General features: G+C 55.7%; 13 protein-coding genes. 9 read left to right on the forward strand and 4 right to left on the reverse strand.

The window, feature by feature from the left end; all coding sequences use genetic code 11:
- Nucleotides 1–82: 82 nt before the first annotated feature.
- Complete coding sequence (locus BPSY_RS04395; RefSeq protein ID WP_100841076.1) at nt 83–3,301, reverse strand: glucodextranase DOMON-like domain-containing protein; 3,219 nt, start codon at nt 3,299–3,301, stop codon at nt 83–85.
- 87 nt (nt 3,302–3,388) lie between these two features.
- Here BPSY_RS04395 and BPSY_RS11605 point away from each other — a divergent pair, with 87 nt between their 5' ends.
- Nucleotides 3,389–3,577, forward strand: coding sequence for a hypothetical protein (locus BPSY_RS11605; RefSeq protein ID WP_156099243.1), 189 nt, complete (start codon nt 3,389–3,391; stop codon nt 3,575–3,577).
- Between the two features lie 17 nt (nt 3,578–3,594).
- Here BPSY_RS11605 and BPSY_RS04400 read toward each other — a convergent pair whose 3' ends face one another.
- Nucleotides 3,595–4,608, reverse strand: coding sequence for a LacI family DNA-binding transcriptional regulator (locus BPSY_RS04400; RefSeq protein ID WP_033494605.1), 1,014 nt, complete (start codon nt 4,606–4,608; stop codon nt 3,595–3,597).
- Between the two features lie 202 nt (nt 4,609–4,810).
- Between BPSY_RS04400 and BPSY_RS04405 the strand changes: the two genes are divergently transcribed.
- From BPSY_RS04405 to BPSY_RS04440, 8 genes are all read left to right on the forward strand, one after another.
- A complete protein-coding gene (locus tag BPSY_RS04405) occupies nt 4,811–6,445 on the forward strand; it encodes a type 2 periplasmic-binding domain-containing protein (RefSeq protein ID WP_033494606.1) in 1,635 nt (544 codons plus the stop codon).
- Nucleotides 6,446–6,594: 149 nt separating this feature from the next.
- A complete protein-coding gene (locus BPSY_RS04410) occupies nt 6,595–8,415 on the forward strand; it encodes an alpha-glucosidase (RefSeq protein ID WP_033494607.1) in 1,821 nt (606 codons plus the stop codon).
- A 13-nt stretch (nt 8,416–8,428) separates the two neighbouring features.
- Nucleotides 8,429–9,388: an ABC transporter permease gene (locus BPSY_RS04415; protein ID WP_033494608.1), complete on the forward strand. Its 960-nt coding sequence runs from the start codon at nt 8,429–8,431 to the stop codon at nt 9,386–9,388.
- A 12-nt stretch (nt 9,389–9,400) separates the two neighbouring features.
- Complete coding sequence (locus tag BPSY_RS04420; protein ID WP_081884251.1) at nt 9,401–10,372, forward strand: carbohydrate ABC transporter permease; 972 nt, start codon at nt 9,401–9,403, stop codon at nt 10,370–10,372.
- 238 nt (nt 10,373–10,610) lie between these two features.
- A complete protein-coding gene (locus BPSY_RS04425) occupies nt 10,611–13,076 on the forward strand; it encodes a glycoside hydrolase family 31 protein (protein ID WP_033494938.1) in 2,466 nt (821 codons plus the stop codon).
- 181 nt (nt 13,077–13,257) lie between these two features.
- On the forward strand, nt 13,258–13,944 hold the full coding sequence (locus BPSY_RS04430) for a YesL family protein (RefSeq protein ID WP_033494609.1): 687 nt from the start codon (nt 13,258–13,260) through the stop codon (nt 13,942–13,944).
- 202 nt (nt 13,945–14,146) lie between these two features.
- Nucleotides 14,147–15,154, forward strand: a complete 1,008-nt coding sequence (locus BPSY_RS04435) for a zinc-dependent alcohol dehydrogenase family protein (protein WP_033494610.1) — start codon at nt 14,147–14,149, stop codon at nt 15,152–15,154.
- 189 nt (nt 15,155–15,343) lie between these two features.
- Nucleotides 15,344–15,730 carry a VOC family protein gene (locus tag BPSY_RS04440; protein WP_033494939.1) on the forward strand — a complete coding sequence of 129 codons (387 nt, stop codon included), beginning with the start codon at nt 15,344–15,346 and terminating at the stop codon, nt 15,728–15,730.
- On the opposite strand, the gene BPSY_RS04445 is transcribed toward BPSY_RS04440, so the two are convergent.
- On the reverse strand, nt 15,727–16,944 hold the full coding sequence (locus BPSY_RS04445) for an ROK family transcriptional regulator (protein WP_033494611.1): 1,218 nt from the start codon (nt 16,942–16,944) through the stop codon (nt 15,727–15,729). The two genes, BPSY_RS04440 and BPSY_RS04445, sit on opposite strands and share 4 nt — an antisense overlap.
- Before the next feature lie 258 nt (nt 16,945–17,202).
- A complete protein-coding gene (fucP, locus tag BPSY_RS04450) occupies nt 17,203–18,543 on the reverse strand; it encodes an L-fucose:H+ symporter permease (RefSeq protein WP_033494612.1) in 1,341 nt (446 codons plus the stop codon).
- Nucleotides 18,544–18,561: the final 18 nt, after the last annotated feature.

Raw genomic sequence — 18,561 nt, forward strand, 5'->3', positions numbered from 1 at the left:
CCGGCATCGTCCCGGGGCTTCCATGGGTAACCCGGGCTCTATGACCGCTGAGCTAGCGGTGTTTCACCCTGCAGTGTTCCATCTAGCGGTGCTTCAACTGGCGGATTCGATACGATATGCCCGCCGCGATGACAAGCAGCAGGACGACCGCCAGAATCGATCCGACGCTCACGCCGCTTCGTGCCAGCACTCCTGTCTTCACCTGCGACTGTGCGGTGTCGGACTGTCCGCTGCCGGACTGCGCATTCGCATGTGAACCGCCGCCTGATCCCGTCCCCTTCGAGGACGGATCGTCACTCGGCTGCGGTGTATCCGAGTCCTGCAGATACAGGAAGGGGAGCACGACCTGTGACTTGTCGAGGCTCATCAGCTTGGCCTGGCTTTGCTTCCCGGAGAACACGTCGATGGCATTGCTGTCCGTGGTGATGCTGTCATGTGCCGCATTGTCCGCCACGACGCCGAGGCCCCCGCCAAAGCGGTATTGCTGGACGAAGCTTCCGCATGATTCTTGCCCGTCCCAGCACGCCTTGCTGTAGACAGGCCTTACATTGCCGATGCCTTCCGAATCTTCAGCGCTGCTGAACATCGCAATCTGGTATCCCGCCTTGCTCAGATCGATGCCCGCCAAGGAACTGGCCGGAAGGGAAGCGACGATCGCATTGCCTTGCACGACGCTCACACTCACGTCCGCGGACTTTTCGGGGGCCGATCCGGGATTGTACACGCCGCTCTCATAGCGGGAGCCGTTGTTGCGTCCATCCACCACGATCGCTTTCTGCCAGGCACCCTGGGTGAAGGTGTTCGTGCCGGGAAGCTCGGCTGTGGCGGTCGAAGCGGAACGGGCATTCGCCTTGGCGGCAGCGCGCAGATAGATGTTCAGCCTTTGGGTGCTCATGCCGTTGCCTCCCCATGCGTTGGAGATGGCACCGTCAACTGTGGTCACGAAACGCACCGTATCCCCGTCGCGATAGATGGAGAAGGAACGCAGATCGAAACTTCCTTTGCTGAAGGCCCCGTTGCTTGGATACACATAGCTGCCCGGGCCGTTGTCGTCACCCTTGGGGTCGCTGAGACTTCCGGTCAGACTGCCGAAGGCATAGACGGTGTAACGCTTGACCGTCATCACCCCGTTGCTGCCGACCGCTGTGATGCGCACGGTGTTGGAGACTTCCGGGAGTGTGATCGCAGTGCTGAATTTCCCTTCTCCAAGGGTTACGGGCACATCCTCGCCGTTGTTCACCGAAATGCGCACGCTGGCGGCATCGCTCTCACCGGATACGGGAAGTTTGCGTTGCTCCGCCGTCTCCCCGTCGGTGACGCCGGTGACGGAGAGCTCCGGTGCCTGCCCCTGGGGTTCATCATCGGCGGTGGCGTCCCAGTTGTCCCAGAGCGCGGCGTCGAAGTTCAGGCGTCCGAGTTCCTGGGAGGCCCAATTGTCTCCGGATTTGGTGATCGAAGTGTTGCCGACCGTGTAGTTGTGGAGCAGCAGACCGCTGTTCTCCGTGGTCTGGTTTCCGATGGTGACGGATTTGCCGGTGCTGTCGGTGAAGGCCTTGAAGAAGTTCTGTTGAGCGTCGACGCTGAGCTTGTTCCAGGCATCCACATGCAGCCCATCGATGCGGATGTTCTTCGTGTTCTGCATCGAATATATTCGTGCCACGCAGTTGACCATGCCTTCAACATTGGTATTGGTGAAGGTCATGTTCTGGAAGGTTTTCGAGGTGTCGGCCAGATTCGTCGCCCCCATGTCCAGATATGAGGAGGAGGAGTTGAAGACGCAGGTGTTGTACTTCTGATCGTTCCAATACATGCGGTTGTGGATGATGTCGGTGTCTGCGACGGATACCTTGTCGACATCGCGGGAAGCCCATCCCCATTGGAATACCGGTCCGTTCTCGTTCTTCCAGATCACGTTGTTATTCACCGTGACGTTGGAATGGTAGAGCTTGATCACATCATCATTGGAATGGAAGAAGGAGTTGCTCAGTGTGCTGCCCTTGTACATCTCCAGGCCGTCGGTCTGCCAGTACCAGCCACCGATCTGCTGGTAGTTGTTGACCGTCATGGCGAAGGGGCCATCCTCGTCACCGTACATGACGAAGGTGTGATAGGGAGGGTTGGCCACGGTGACGCCTTGCAGATCCAGGGTCTGAGGAGTTCCTGAGGACTCGAATTGGAGCATTTTCACACATGAGCTGTGGCAGTCGGATTTGTTCGGGTCAAGGTGCTTGTAGCCGTTTTCGGTATCCGCCTCATACACGTACTGTTCCCCGGAGAGGACACCATACCCGGTGACCTTGAAACTCGCGGTATCCGAGAGGAATTCGAATGCACCCTTGACGTAGGCCCCGGGAGCGAGATAGACCCACTTGATGTTCGCCGGCAGTTGAGCACGGTATTGTGAGCCCATCCAATAGGTTCCCGGACCGAAATAGAGTGTGTCGATGTTTTCGTCGATGCTATCGAGGTCGTTGACCGCGCCGGTGCTGATTTGCTTGACGTTCGAAGCGTCCTTGTCCGGAATATGCTCGCTGGCCTTGCTGCCGGTGAGCATCGGCTGTGCGAATACGAGCATCGCGTTGCGTGGTTCGGTGCTGACCGCCATGCCGCTGGACGGGTCGGTGGTCAGGGCGCCTGAGCCTCCGGAATTATCGTTGTATGAGGTGAAGAGCTGCGGTTCGAATTCCACCGAGAAGCGGTATCCCGCATCGCTGTACGGAACGCTGATACGAACGGTGTGATCGTTGATCAGGGTCTTCTTGAAGTTGTCGCTGGTCGGGCGGATGGTCACCTGATCGGGTGACGTGATGCTCTGCCCAGTATCTAGGCTGACATCGACCTGGGCATCGGCCGAGTACTCGAATGTCGACCATGACATCGACAGATTGCTGTCCGCGGCGAATTCGGCGCCGTCCTGCTCCGTGTACCCGACTTTACCGTTGCCACTGCGCGGGAGACTGATGTAGGTGAATGATTTGTATGACGTCTGCTCATCTCCCGACTGGGAGACCGAGGTCGAGTAGTACGGTGATTCGCGGACCGTACCGTCCGCAATGGCGCTGCTGCCGTTCTTCTCGGCATTGTCATGCCACCAGGTGCGCAGGGTGGCGGTATCCGCGGTTTGCGACGGCGACCCGCTTTGAATCGCGTTTGAAACGGCTTTCGTATCGTTTTCCGCTGCCGATGCCGGTGCAGCCAGACCAGCCATCATGACGGCTGCGGCGCATAATGCGGTCAAGGTCACGGCCGGGCGCCGCAATGCATGGATATGACTGGAAATATTCCCAAAGTGGGCGTGCATTAAAGCTCCTTGTTTTCTCTTCTATTTCATCCCCATTGATTACTGTATCCGTATCGCTGCATCGCGAGTCGAATAGCATTAAGTGTAATGAATAGAAAACTTTGCGCAAGTTTTCCTAGTGTTATTCAATACCATTTATGGCAGGATGCAGAATTTCCGGTGGTATGGAAGAGTCGCACCTTGCTGAAGCACCCGATCCGTGGTCGCCCAAACATGGCGATCCTCGATGAATACCTGGCATATGATGCTGGTGCCCGGTACGTCGTGACGGTTTGAATATATGCCGGCTCAGGTCAGAGTTTGCTGCAACGGCCGGTTGATTCGCGAACGATGAGTTCAGGTTCAAAAAGTAACACATCTCGGTGTGTTGCCAGAGTGCGGCTCTCCATCATGGCCATCAATCCGTTTATCGTCGACTGGCATATTTTGTCGACCGGCTGGCGAACGGTGGTCAATGATGGTGACATATAGCGCATGGCTGGCGAATCGTCATATCCGGTAACGGAAACATCCTTGGGAATGCTCAGCCCAAGGGATGCCGCCGCCTTGATCGCTCCAAGAGCAAGCTGATCGCTCGCGCAGGCAATCGCCGAAGCTCCTCGTTCGAACAGCGCTCGCGCCGCCATTTGCCCGGATTCCACACCGTAGGTGGTCCAGGCGGTCAGGTCGTCCGCGTGCTTGATGTGTTCCTCTTTGAAGAATGCCAGTGCCGCCTCATGCTTAAGGATCGAAGGGTAGTGATTCCTGTCCCCGAGCAGTAGTCCTATGTGTCTGTGGCCCAAGTCTCTCAAGTGGCGCAGCGCCATCGTCATCGCGGTCTGGTCATCGGTCCCGGCGTAGAGGCCATCCATGTCCCGTGGCGCTCCGTTGAGGAAAGCTGTGGGGATATTGCGTTCGCTCAGCGAACGATAGATCGTCAGACCGGTGTCCTTGGTGTCGTACTTTCCTCCTAGGAATATGGCCGCAGCCAATTGCTGGCTCTGCAGCATTGTGAGATACCCGTCCTCGGATGTGCCGGACTGGGTGTATGCACATACGATCACCAGGAAGCCTCTCTGGGCGAGAAGGGTGATCAGCGATGTCACGTATTCAGGAAAGATCGGGTTGGACAGGTCGGGAGTGATGATGGCAACAAGTCGTGTGCCATTGCGCTGTAACCTGTCGAGTGGCATGCCCAAGGATGTTATCGCGTCTTTGACGGTGTCGCGCAAATCATCGGAAACACCTGGTTTGGCATTGATGACGCGAGAGACCGTCGCCTGGCTCACGCCTGCTTTTGCCGCTATGTCTGCGAGTGTTGTTGCCACGATCTGATGCTCCGTTCACGATGACGTATCTCCTCTATTGTGCCCCCAGCAGGGTATAAAGCCAGATGAAATGAAAGAAATTGGAAAACTTGCGAAAATGTTTCTTCTGATTTACACTTTTGTTTGCCTGAGGAGCTGAGGGCTCGATAAGGCGGCAACTAAGGCGTTGCACACAGATCGAAGATCAAGGAGGAGACTTCGCATGGTGAAGAAGAGCGCGGTTTGGAAGGTCGGTGCCATGGCTTGCGTCACGGTTCTGGCATTGTCCGCATGCGGTGGTGGCAATGATTCCGCAACCACTGAAGATGGCAAACCCATTGTTACTGTTCAGGTCGTCAAGGATGCGCGAGCAGAGAAAATGGCGAAGATGGGCTGGACGAAGGATCTTGAGACTGCTTGCGATTGCTCGATCAAATGGCAGGAAGTCGCCAGTTCATCCTGGGATCAGCAGAAGCAGGCATCGCTGGCGGCGGGAGAGGTCGCTGATGTGACAATCAGTGGTTTCGGCTCAGGTGATATGGGTGAGTATGGCAGCCTGTTCCTCGATCTCAAACCGGAACTCAAGAGCATGCCGAACCTCTCCAAGGTGTTCAAGACCGAACCGTATTCCCAGGTCATATCCACGACCACCGATGGAAAGATACTCGGTGCGCCGACCGTGGCACGTCAAGTGACCGCACGTACCAGCAACCACATGTTCATCAACAAGCAGTGGCTCGACAAGCTCGGACTCAAGGTCCCAACCACGTGGTCTGAGCTTGAGACGGTTCTGAAAGCCTTCAAAACCCAGGACCCGAACGGCAATGGCAAGGCGGACGAAGTCCCCATGGACTTCAACTCGCCGGGAACGGGAGGGTTCGGTCTGTTCCAGCCCAACGTCCTGCTGGCCAGCGCAGGCATTACAGTGCCCAATGGCGCACTGGGTATGTATGTCAAGGACGGCAAGGTAAAGAATTACCTCACCGATCCAAGCTACAAAGAGTTGATCACCTATTTGCACAAGCTTTGGTCTGATGGCGTCATCTCGTCTGAGGCTTTCACTCACGACTGGTCCAAGTACACCGGTACCGCTAAGGGCAGCGGCAATACCGCAACTGTTGGTTTCACCTGGATGTGGACGCCCTCCGATATCTTCGGCCCGCAGCTGGCCAGCCAGTATGTCACCATTCCGTCGTTGAAGATGGATGCCAATCAGACCGAGACGCCTGTCTGGGCTTACAACGGTGATGATCTTGCCTACCAGGCCGATCGAGCCGTCATCTCTGCCAAGGTCAAGAACAAGGAGGCCGCGCTCAAGTTGGTCGATGCCTTCTACAGCCCCGACATCTCCGTTCAGGCCCGTTACGGTTCATTCGGCACTGCGGTAAAGCGTAATGCTGAAAACAATTACAAGATTCTCGATGCCCCTGCTGATCATGACAGTGCTTCCGATTGGCAGTTCTACCAGTCTCTTGCCGACGGGGCCCCGGGTTGGATCAGCGATGACATGAAGCTCGATCTGCCATCCGCGCACACTGAGGTCAAAGGCGTGGACGCGGTGTATGACAACGACTACAAGAATGTCGACTTCAACAAGGATGTGCTCTATGCCAATATGCCGATGACACCTGAGCAGACAACCACGTTGAATGCCAACAATACCGGCATCACCCAAGGGGCGATGAGCAAATTCGCCCAGTGGGTCACCAAGGGCGGTGTGGACAGCGAATGGGATTCCTACGTAGCGAATCTGAAGAAGAACAAGCTTGAAGAGAACATCAAGCTTGAACAACAGATCTACGATGCGTTCCAGAAGAACATGGACACCATAGGCGTCAATCTCAATAGCACGAACTAGTTTTCGTCGCTTCACATCATCAGGCGAGGCGGTAAACAACCGCCTCGCCTGATGATGTGCAAATCCCCTGCGCAATCCCGATGCATGCAAGACGGCGATGTCCGGTCCGCATGTCTGGTTCGCATCAAAGAAAGTGAAGAAGAGCAGTCATGACCACCAAGCAACGTCATCTCATCCCCGACGCAATTCACACCAATGGAGCGACCCCGAATCCGTGGTGGGCCAATGCCGTTGTGTACCAGATATATCCGCGTTCATTCCAGGACAGCAATAACGACGGATTCGGCGATCTGAAGGGTATCGCATCGCGTCTGGGATATCTGGCGGACCTGGGCATTGATGCCATTTGGTTGAGTCCCGTATACCGCTCACCTCAGGATGATAACGGATATGACATCTCTGATTACCGCGACATCGATCCGATGTTCGGCACTCTTGATGATATGGATGCCCTGCTCGCTGAGGCGCATTCCTATGGCATCAAGATCGTGATGGATCTGGTGGTCAACCACACCTCTGATGAGCATGCCTGGTTCCAGTCCTCGAGGAATCCTGACAGCGATCATGCCGACTGGTACTGGTGGCGCCCTGCGCGCACAGGATGCGTTCCAGGCACTCCGGGTGCGGAACCAAACCAATGGGGCGGATCGTTCGGGGGGTCGGCATGGCAATATGACGACAGGCGCGGTGAATACTACCTACATACCTTTTCGAAAAAACAGCCGGATCTCAACTGGGAAAACCCGGAAGTGCGCAAAGCCGTGTACGAGATGATGAACTGGTGGCTCGATCGTGGTGTCGATGGATTCCGTATGGATGTCATCACGCTGATTTCCAAACAAATCGATGCGAATGGAAGACTGCCCGGGGAAGAGCACGGCTTGATAGCTGACGAGCCTGCAGGCGAGGAAGGATATTCCAGCCCGTGGCCTTTCAGCATGGATGGTCCTCGTCTTGACGAATTCCTGCAGGAGATGAGACACGAAGTCTTCGAAGGCAGACAAGGCTATCTGACCGTCGGGGAAGGGCAGGGTATTTCGCCGAAACGCAATGAGCACATCACGAATCCCGCCAATGGGGAACTCGATATGCTGTTCCTCTTTGACCATGTTGGAGTGGATCAGAACGGCGCCAAATGGAATATGGAAAACTTGCAGCTTCCAAAGCTCAAAAGAGCGATGATCGAGCAGCAGCAGGCAGTCGCGACAAGCGGCTGGGCAAGTCTCTATTTCAACAACCATGATCAGCCTCGTGCGCTGTCTCGATGGGGGGACACCTCCACTCCCGAACTGCGTGTGAAATCCGCGAAAGCACTTGCCCTGCTCCTTCATATGCACAAGGGAACGCCGTACATCTACCAGGGCGAAGAAATCGGGATGACCAACGCGGGATTCACGAAGTTGAAGCAGTACCGCGATCTTGAATCGATCAACGCCTATCATCAACGTGTTGATTCCGCACATGTGCAGAGCAGTGAATCGATGATGCGCTCGCTTGCAGCGGTGAGCAGGGACAACTCTCGCACTCCGATGCAATGGGACAGCACAACCTACGCAGGTTTCATGTCCGCGGATGCGGAATCGACGCCTTGGTTGCAGGTGAACGCCAATAAGAATGAGATCAACGCCGCGGCACAGACGCATGATCCCGCTTCGGTCTTCGATTTCTACCGCAGACTCATCGAGTTGCGACATACCGATGATGTTGTCGCTGCCGGCGATTTCAGGGCGGTCGACGTATCGGATCCTCATGTCTTCGCGTTTTTGCGCAGTGTGGGAGAACGCCGCCTTCTGGTGGTTGGCAATGTGTCTTCCAGTGTTGCCCCTATTGGTGATGAAACCCATGATTTGCTCAAAGGGTTCACGGCTGCCTCGCAGGTGCTGATAGCCAATGAGGATATCGAATCAATCGCACAACACGTTCAGGCGAACGAGCTGGCCCCATGGTCGGCTTTCGTTTGCGAAATTTAGGATGGAGGAAGCTATGAGTGGAGAGAACGACGGAAATTCCGCTGTGATCGACAACATCGAGGCGCGCAGGCACGCGCCCTTATTCAAACGTCTTGCGACGCATTTTCATCAGTATTGGCAACTGTGGGTGTTGGCGCTTCCCTCAATCCTATTCGTGGTGATATTCGCCTATGTCCCGATGTATGGGGTTCAACTTGCATTTCGCAAGTACGACATCACCAAAGGCATGACAGGCGGTGATTGGGTTGGGTTCCAGTATTTCCGTCAGTTCTTCAACGATCCGATGTTCGTCGAGATCATCACGAACACCTTCCGTATCAGCCTGTGGACCCTGGTCATGGGATTCATAGCGCCCATCATTCTGGCTCTGCTCATCAATCAGATAGGCAGCTCCAAAGTCAAGGGTTTTGTACAGACGATCACCTACATGCCGCATTTCATCTCCACGGTCGTCATGGTGTCCATGCTGCAGATCTTCCTTTCTCCCGGTACCGGACTCCTTGGTCGTTTCTTCGGTCGTGAAAGCCTGATGGGGGATCCCAACTCCTTTACTTCGATCTATTGGATCTCAGAAATCTGGCAGCATATGGGATGGAACTGCATCATTTATCTCGCAGCTCTGTCCTCAGTGGATCTGGCCTTGTACGAAGCGGCGAAGATAGATGGAGCCGGACGTCTGCAATTGATTCGTTATGTTGATTTCCCGACTATCCTGCCCACGGTCGGTGTGATGCTCATCCTCAACATGGGATCAGTGCTCGGCGTCGGATTCGAGAAGGTGTGGCTGATGCAGAATACCTTGAATATCACCGCTTCGGAAGTCATATCGACCTATACCTACAGGATCGGAATTCTGGATAACCAGTTCTCGTATTCCACGGCCATAGGACTATTCAATTCGGTGGTGAACTTCGTGTTCCTTGTTATCGCGAACACGATAGCCAAGCGTGCCAGCAATACGAGCATCTTCTAGGGAGCGGGAATTATGTCATTTTTACAGCGTGGAGCTTCAACGATACCGACGGTCATACCGCCGAAGAAGAAAATACGTAGAAACAATTCGCTTCAACATCCTGCGCATCAGCAGAAGACGTTGGGCGACCGGGTGATTGATGGTGTAATCGCCGTGATCGTTGCGTTGATCGTGATCGCGATCCTTTACCCGCTTTGGTTCATCATCATCGCATCCCTCTCCGATCCGACGGCTGTGGCGACAGGTCAGGTGAATCTCCTGCCCAAAGGTTTCAGTATCTCCGGGTACTCGAAGATCCTGACAGATGAGCGCATATGGATCGGTTATAGGAACACCATTGTCTATACGGTTCTCGGTACGGCGGTCAACCTGATTGTGACGATCCCCTCGGCCTTCGCCATGTCACGCAGGGAATTCAAGCCAAGACGCGTCATCATGTTCCTCTTCGCATTCACCATGTTCTTCAGCGGTGGCCTGATTCCAAGCTATCTGCTGATGAAGCAACTCGGGCTGCTCAACAGCATGTGGGTCTTTATCCTCCCGGGGGCGTTCGGCGTCTATAACATGATTATCGCGCGATCCTTCTTTGAAGGGTCGATACCTGAAGAACTCCGCGATTCGGCGAGAGTGGACGGTGTCTCCTATTTCGGATTCTTCTTCAAGATCGTGTTGCCGCTTTCGAGCGCGATCATTGCCGTTATCGGTTTATATTGCTTTGTGGGACACTGGAATGATTACTTCACGGGCCTGATATATATCCGTGACCAGGATCAGCAACCCTTGCAGAACGTGCTTCAGATGATCCTGCTGGCCAACCAGACCGACCAAGGCTCTGCGGGTATGACCGCGGCACAATCGCAGAATTTCGCCGACCAGATCAAGTTCGGGATCATCATCGTCTCGACCTTGCCTCTGCTGGTGATATACCCCTTCCTGCAGAAATACTTCAACAAGGGCGTCATGATTGGTGCGATTAAGGGCTGATGAAATCGGGCATGGCCGGACGACTGTGGGTGGATAACGCCACGCGCATATGACCGGCCATGTCTTCGCATCATCTGGATAGTCTGGTAGCCGTGGATTACAGGAACACAAGAGGCTCGGTCCCTGGCAAAGCGGCAACCACAATTTCCGAGAACGATCTACAGAAAGCAATGTTGATATGACCATCTCATCGTATAGCAATCCTCGTTTTACGTATCCTTCAGGTGCACACCCTCTGATGGACGATGCCTATGTAATCGCAGGGAACCACTGGCGAATCGGGGTGCTTACGGAATCGCTCGTCCGATTGGAATGGTCCGAGGATGGAGCCTTTGAAGATCACTGCAGCCAGACGGTGATCAACCGTGATGTGATGGCGGGCAAGAGCATAGACATGCATGTGTATGAGCAGGATGATCTGCTGGTCATCGAGACGCCTGCGCTCCACCTGAGCTACGATCGTCGGCCATTCAGCAAAGAGGGTCTGCAGATCAGGGTAAAAGGCATGGATGGGTACAGCGGTACCTGGCATTATGGCTTCGACCAGCATGCGAATCTCAAGGGTACCGCGCGTACTCTTGACGGAGCCGATGGAGCTATAGAGCTGGGTGAAGGGCTTATCTCGCGCGATGGGTGGTCGGTGATCGACGATTCCAAGACGAACATCCTTACTGCTGAAGCCTCATGTGTGCAAGATGGCATCGATGGCAACACAGGTCATGCACCTTCGATGGGTGAGATCGTACGAATCATGCCTCGACCTGAGGGCAGAAGCGACTTGTATTTCTTTGGCTATGGCCATCGATTCAGCCAGGCCATCAAGGATTTTTACAAACTGACGGGGCCCACCCCGCTGCTTCCTCGTTTCGCGCTTGGGAATTGGTGGAGCCGGTACTATCGCTACAGTGCCGATGAATATCTCGGTTTGATGGACCGCTTCGAGAAGGAAGGGTTGCCTTTTACCACTTCGGTAATAGATATGGATTGGCACCTCACTGATATCCCTGAGGAATACGGCTCGGGTTGGACCGGTTATACATGGGATCCTGAATTATTCCCCGACCCTCAGGGTTTTCTGGCGAAGCTCCATGAGAAAGGCATGCATGTCACTTTGAACGTTCATCCGCGCGACGGCGTGCGTGCGTTCGAGCGGGCCTATCGCAAGATGGCCTTGAGCATGGGTGTGGATCCCGATGGCGGTGAAGCCATCGAATTTGATTTGACCAATCCGAAATTCGTTGATGCATATTTCGATATGCATCACGATTTGGAGGAGGAGGGTGTCGACTTTTGGTGGATCGACTGGCAGCAAGGTGGTCTGACCAAACAGGTGGGTCTTGACCCACTCTGGATGCTCAACCATCTCCACTACCTTGATTCCGCAAGAGATGGCCGTTGGCCACTGACCTTCTCAAGGTATGCGGGACCTGGCTCTCACCGCTATCCCGTTGGATTCTCAGGCGATACCGTGGTGAGTTGGAGATCGCTGCGCTTCCAACCGTATTTCACCGCAACCGCGTCCAACATCGGCTACGGCTGGTGGAGCCACGACATCGGTGGGCACATGGAGGGCGTGAGGGATGAAGAGCTCGAAGCGCGCTGGTATCAATTGGGGACGTTCAGCCCCATCAATCGTCTGCATTCGAGCGCATCGCCATTCAACGGCAAGGAGCCGTGGAATTTCCATGAACCCGTTCGCTCGGCCATGGTCAAGATGTTGAGGACGAGACAGACTCTGCTGCCATATTTGTACACCATGAACTGGCGTAATGCCGCTGAGGGAGAGGAACTCATCGAGCCGATGTACTGGCAGTATCCGGAGCAGGGCGAGGCCTATGCGGTGCCGAATGAGTACTTCTTCGGATCTGAGCTGATTGCCGCGCCAATAACCGAGGCCGTGTCCAGGGATGTGATGCGGGCGAAGGCCAAGGTTTGGCTTCCTCAAGGGCAATGGTTCGATTTCTTCACGGGAAGGCGTTACGATGCCGATGCCGAATCGGGATTGAGTCTTTATGTGTGGAGGGGTATTGACTCCATGCCGGTATTTGCGAAAGCAGGGGGTATCGTGCCGCTGCAGAGTGACGCCGGTGATAATGAGGTCGGCAATCCGGAGGCGTTGGATGTGTTGGTGTTCCCAGGTGCGGACGGATCCTTCACCATGCGTGAAGATGACGGGATATATGCACCCGGTGGCGATTTGGATGCCATGCATGCAGCGGATACGACAATCCGCTTTGATGTTGCCAGCAGCACGCTGACGATAGGCAAAGCTACCGGTGTTCGGGGAATCGTACCTGAGCAACGTCATTGGACACTGGTGTTCCGTGGAGCAGCTCCGGTGACGAAGGTCCTCGTCAATGGTGCGCCGTACGAAGGGGTCACATATGATGACGAAACCCTAAGTGTCAGAGTGCCTCTGGATTCCTTGCCCACGGGACAGGAGATCGAAGTGGCTTTCCCTGATGGCCTTGCACTGGCGAACGACCCTGTTGAGCAGGATATTTTCTCCATCTGCATGGACGCGCAAATCGCATACCCTCTGAAAGAAAGAGCCCATGATGCATTGCGGCGTAATGGCGTCAGGGCGCTTCCGGGGTTGCGGACGATGACATACCGGAGCAGGGACGAGCAGGGACTGATCCATGAGGAGCGATTGGAGGAAAGCGTGATATCGGCTCTCGAAGAGGTCCTGGTACGCAATTGATGATCGACAGTGTGGGTGGTGAGGGGGTCGGTGTTATGCCCCCTTGCGCGCACATCGTAATGCACCGGGTTCGACCTTAGAGGTGGTACAGGCGGTTTCCGGTGCATGCGCTTGGTGAATACGGGGTGACCGTGTGTGCCGGGAGCGGATATGACGAATATGCACTATGAAAGGTGGACTTATGAAGCGCTTCGCACTTGGTTATGAGTACTTGGCCCGTATTGTCATGATGATTCTGGTGGTGAATATCGCGGTCATCGTCCACACGATTATGGGATTGATCCTCGGGGGGCTCTTCCCGTCGATCGCCGCATCTTATGCGACATACAGGGCTTGGATTTTGAATCCGCAAGACCGCTCATGGACGGTTCGTCAGAGCTGGACGATTTTCCATCGAACATGGAAGAAGGAATTGCTGGCGGCCAATCTCTTCGGATGGCCGCAATCCCTTATTTGGCTGGTGCTCATCTGGGAATACTGGTTCGTCCAGCACAATAATCTGGGCACCATGGGATTCGCCGTATCCGGGATATTGTTGGTGCTGAATCTCCTGTATGCGCTGTTCGTACTGGTGAGCTGGGCGATCAGAGCCAACTTCGACGAAGGTCCGCTATGGATTGTCCGGACTTCGTTCTCCATGGTGGTCGTAAGGCCACTGAGTTCGCTGGTCATGCTGATTCTGCTGGTCGTTACCGTGATGGCATACTACAAGTGGTCAGGATTGATGGTTGCATTTGGGGTGTCCCTCCCGATATTCGTCGTCATGATGGTGCTGTACTCGTGGGCCAAGATCCCGGGGATGGATGTGCATGACATCGAACCGATCGAGAAGGATCAGCGTAAACGCCAGGCGGATACGCGTCACTGACCGTATGCGGTGCCTGCTTGCGGCCCTGTTCCCCTTCGTGGCCGTGGCTGTCATCGCACTTATATAAAACCTATTTGTAAAACTTCTTTCAGTAAGATATCCTTTCAATCAGGTCTGTCGCGCAATGCAGCCGGCAGCCGGCCTCCTTCCAGCCAAGGCAACGCTGTCTTGATCGAGGCCACACCACCGAAAGGATTTTGGCATGAAAGCTCTAGTGCTCACGGGAACCAAGACATTCGAGATGCGGGACATCCCCACGCCCACGATAGCTTCTGACGAGGTACTCATCGATACGGCCTACGCGGGTGTATGCGGAACCGATCATGACCTGTATGCCGGGCGGCCGGGCTCAGCCGCGGCCGTTCCGCCGATCGTGCTGGGGCATGAGAACTCGGGCATCGTAGCAGCGGTGGGGGAGGACGTCACGAATGTGAAGCCCGGAGACAGGGTGGCCGTTGATCCGAACATCTACTGCGGGCAATGCGAATTCTGTCTGACGCAGCGTCCGGAGCTGTGCGATCATCTCAGTGCTGTCGGCGTCACGCGGGACGGCGGCCTTGCCGAACAGTTCAGCGCACCGGCGAGTGTGGTCTATCCCTTACCTGACAATGTATCCCTCAAGGCCGCCGCTGCGGTCGAACCGATATCCTGCGCCGTTCATGGCGTCGATCTGCTCAAGCTGCGGCCTTATCAGAAAGCCCTGGTGATCGGCGATGGTTTCATGGGGCAGCTCTTCGTCCAGGTGCTTCAGGCATACGGTGTGCATCAGGTCGATCTTGCGGGCATCGTCGATGAGAAACTCAGACTCAACGCCGAGCGCTTCGGAGTGGTGAACACCTACAACACCTTGCATCAGAGCGTTCCCGAGGAAAGCTACGACGTGATCGTGGAGGCGGTGGGCTTGCCCGCCACGCAATCGCAGGCGATATCGGCCGCCAAAAAGGGCGCCCAGGTGCTGATGTTCGGGGTAGGACCTCAGGAGGCCTCCTTTGAGATGAACACCTATGACATCTACAAAAAGCAGCTGACCATACAGGGATCCTTCATCAACCCTCTGACCTTCTGCGATGCCATCGCGCTGCTGTCCAGCGGCAAGGTCGATGTGGACGCGCTGATCAGTCATGTGTTTGTATTGGAACAGGTCCAGGATTTTCTCGATGGTCGGATCGCAGGGGTGTCGAAGGCCGTCGTCAGACTTGCCGATCGTTAGGCCGGCGAAAAGCCGTGCCGATGTGGGTCTGTGCGGGTCGGATCACAGGCAACCATGCCCGGCGATGGAGAATATACAGAGACGCCGCCTGCCTCCTCCCGCACCTCAGACATATGGCCCGTTGCGGTTTTTGCCCGCAAGGGTGCCCGGTGGATATCACAGCCCAGGAAAGGAAAGATCATGAATACCATGACCGCATATACGAAGGATGTTCAACACGTGGGCCTGCCCACGACGGATCTCGACAAGACGATCGATTTCTACACCACGATCATCGGTTTCGAACTGGCCGGGGTGTTCAGGAACGGCGATGCCCGATGCGCCTTCCTGCGCTACGGACACATCACCATTGAAAGCTGGGAGGTCGAGGAATCCGTGATGGGGGATGGGGCCTGGAACCACATGGCTCTGGATTGCACCGACATCGATGCGGCCTTCGATAACGCCAAAGCGCTCGGCTTGGATTTCAAGGACACCGAGGTGCAGTCGATTCCATCGTTCTGGGATAAGGGTATCCGGTACTTCAATGTCTACGGCCCGAACCGCGAGATCATCGAATTCTGCCAGATACTCTAGATTGTGCGGATGTTCTGATTCCCGCAGACATGATCGATGAATGGTGACACAAAGCGGAGCGCGGCCCCGACGATGCTTTGATCGGCGACGCACAGGCTGCGCCGGAGGATGAAGTCGTCGTGGAACGCGCTTCTGGCGATGACGAGCCGTCTGATCTCCGCCAGATCCTCGTCGTCCAGGAACGTCGAGGCCTCGCCGCCGATGATCACATCACTGCCGAACACCATGCGCACATTATTCACGGTCTGGGCGATGTATGTCAGCCATTCCCTGAAGTCCTCGGTATGGTCGGCGTCCTCGCCGTGGATTCTGGCGAAGCACTGTGCCAGACTCTCGCCTTCCCTGAGCAGGGCCTCCGGCGAGCAGTAGGGATCGACGCAGCCATGTTGCCCGCAGTAGCATAGTCGGCCATCCGGGACCAGGGTCATATGCTCTATGGTCCCGCTGTTCGAACCCTCGTTTGGGCCGGTACCGGATCCTCCGCCCCTGTGCAGGGCGCCGTCGATGATGACGGCGCCTCCTATCCTGCGCTCCAGATACAGGCACGCTGCGTCAACGATGCCGTCATCGAACCACAGTTCAGCCATCGCCGAGGCGTCCGAATCATGAATCAGCAGTGCCGGATAGTCGATCGAGCGGGAGAAGTCCTCCAAGGTCGCACCCGTATTCCCCATGATGGTGCCGAAGGTTATACGTTGGTCGTCGCCGGATACCAGACCCTGGATGGTGAAGGCGACACCAAGAATCCTGTCGGGCGCCGTTCCCAGACTTGTTGCGAAGGCATTGATGAGATGCCCGACCTCTGCGTAATAGGCAGCGTCCCTGTTGCCGGCGCCGCGCTGGTCGCCTGCGCCCTCATGCCCACCACCCACATAGGGGAGACGGAAGCTGCTGCGCGAAGTCACATGTCCCCGCAGATCCACGGCGCAGAGCGTCACCTCGTCACGTCCCAAGGATGCGCCGATCGCCATGTGGGAGCCGCTGTCGAAAGCATAGCTCTGGGCTCGCCGTCCCCCGGTGGAGCCGAGAAGTTCATGCTTGACGATCAGACCGGACTCCTCAAGTGCACGCAGATTCTGCGTGACGGTGGGAAGACTCAGACCCAGTTCCGTGGCCAGATCCTGTTTGGTGGCCGAATCATGTCCGTAGATGAATGCGGCGATGCGCTGTCGATTGTGTGTTTTCAGCGCCGACGTGGCTGTGGGATCTGTCAATCAAGGCCTCCTTGCACCTTTCATTGTATAAGCAGTCCGACGTATCGAGACATGTCAAAACAGGGAGGCTTTGGGGTGGAGATGGGACGCTGCACGGCATGCTCACCGGCGGTGGTCTGAATATGGCTGTCCGGAATCAGATACGACCATGCCGCATGTCTCAATACATGATGAGAGACATGCGGCATGGTCTGTGGATGGCATCCTTATGGGGTGTCTGCCAGAATCGCAGAGCGCTTCAGGTTATATCTTGGTGCTTCACTGCTTGGACAGCGCAATCTCCTTCTTCTGCTGCGGGGTGAGCGTGTCGTGCTTCATTTCCGTCCAGAAGTACCAGGCGACCGCCAACAACTCAATCGCCGGGAGGATGAAGGAGAATTGCATCGATGTTGCGTCGGACAACGCTCCCTGTAGGGCCGGAAGGACCGCGCCGCCGACGATGGCCATGACGATGATGGCTCCGGCGGTCTCGGTGTAACGCCTGTCCGTCACCGTTTCCAGAGTCCGCGAGTAGATTGTCGGCCAACCGGGCCCGAGGAAGAAACTGACTCCAACGGCGAGCCAGACCGCAATGATGTTGTGGATGAACACCGTGCCGATCAGCATCAGCGTGCCGAGAACCAGGTAGGTGGCGAGTACCCGCGTCTCCCTGAACTTGGAGAGCAGGTAGCTGCCGAAGAAACGGCCGACGAAGAAGAATGCATAGCTCCAGAGCATGAAATTGGAGGCGTCGCGATCACTGAAGGAGGGGAACATATTGAGTGCAAGCCGCATCGTAAATGACCAGATACCGGTCTGGGCGCCGATGTAGATGAACTGCGAGAGGATACCCCTCTTGTACCTATTGTTCTTCATCAGGTATGAGAGCGTCTCCTTCAGGCTGGCGGAAGCCACCTTGCCCTCCGTGGTCTTGGGACGTCCGGACGGGAACTTCGTTATCACGAACAGAACAATGAGCACCCCAAGTGCGATAAGCACGTATTTGTATGGGGACAGGGTTCTGCTGAGCTGCTCGGTGCCATAGGCTTGTGCGGCGGCCTTCGAGAGGCCGGCCATCTCGGTCTTCAGATTCGTGTCCTGGAAGACCAGGTACTTCCCCAGAAGAATGCCGATGATCAGGCCGAGTGCGTTCATCGTCTGGGAGATGTTGAGTCGCAAGGTGCCCAAACGCTTCGGGCCAAGCAGTGTGGCATAGGTGTCGCCTGATGTCTCCAGGAAGCTCAGACCGATCGCTTCGATGAATATGGCGAAGAGGAATATGCCGTATGTCGCGAATTGAGAGGCCGGGAAGAACATCAGGCAGCCCAGGGCGAAGAGCGAGAGGCCCGCGATGATGCCCGCCTTGTAGCTGGTCTTCTTGATGAACAGCGAGGCCGGAATAGCGATGATGAAATACCCGCCATAGAAAGCGCTTTGGACGAATGCGGTGGCGAAGTCACTCAGGTCGAAGACCGCTTTGAACTGGGTGATGAGTATGTCGTTCAAGCTTGATGAGACTGCCCAGATGGCGAACAGGATTGATACGAGAATGAATTGCAGAACTGGTGTGCGGTTGAGATAGCCGTCAGGCTGCTCTACCCAGCGTTGTTTTGTTGACACTACTGCCCCCAAGATTGA

The organism is Bifidobacterium psychraerophilum, assembly GCF_000741705.1.
Taxonomy (GTDB): Bacteria; Actinomycetota; Actinomycetes; order Actinomycetales; family Bifidobacteriaceae; genus Bombiscardovia; species Bombiscardovia psychraerophila.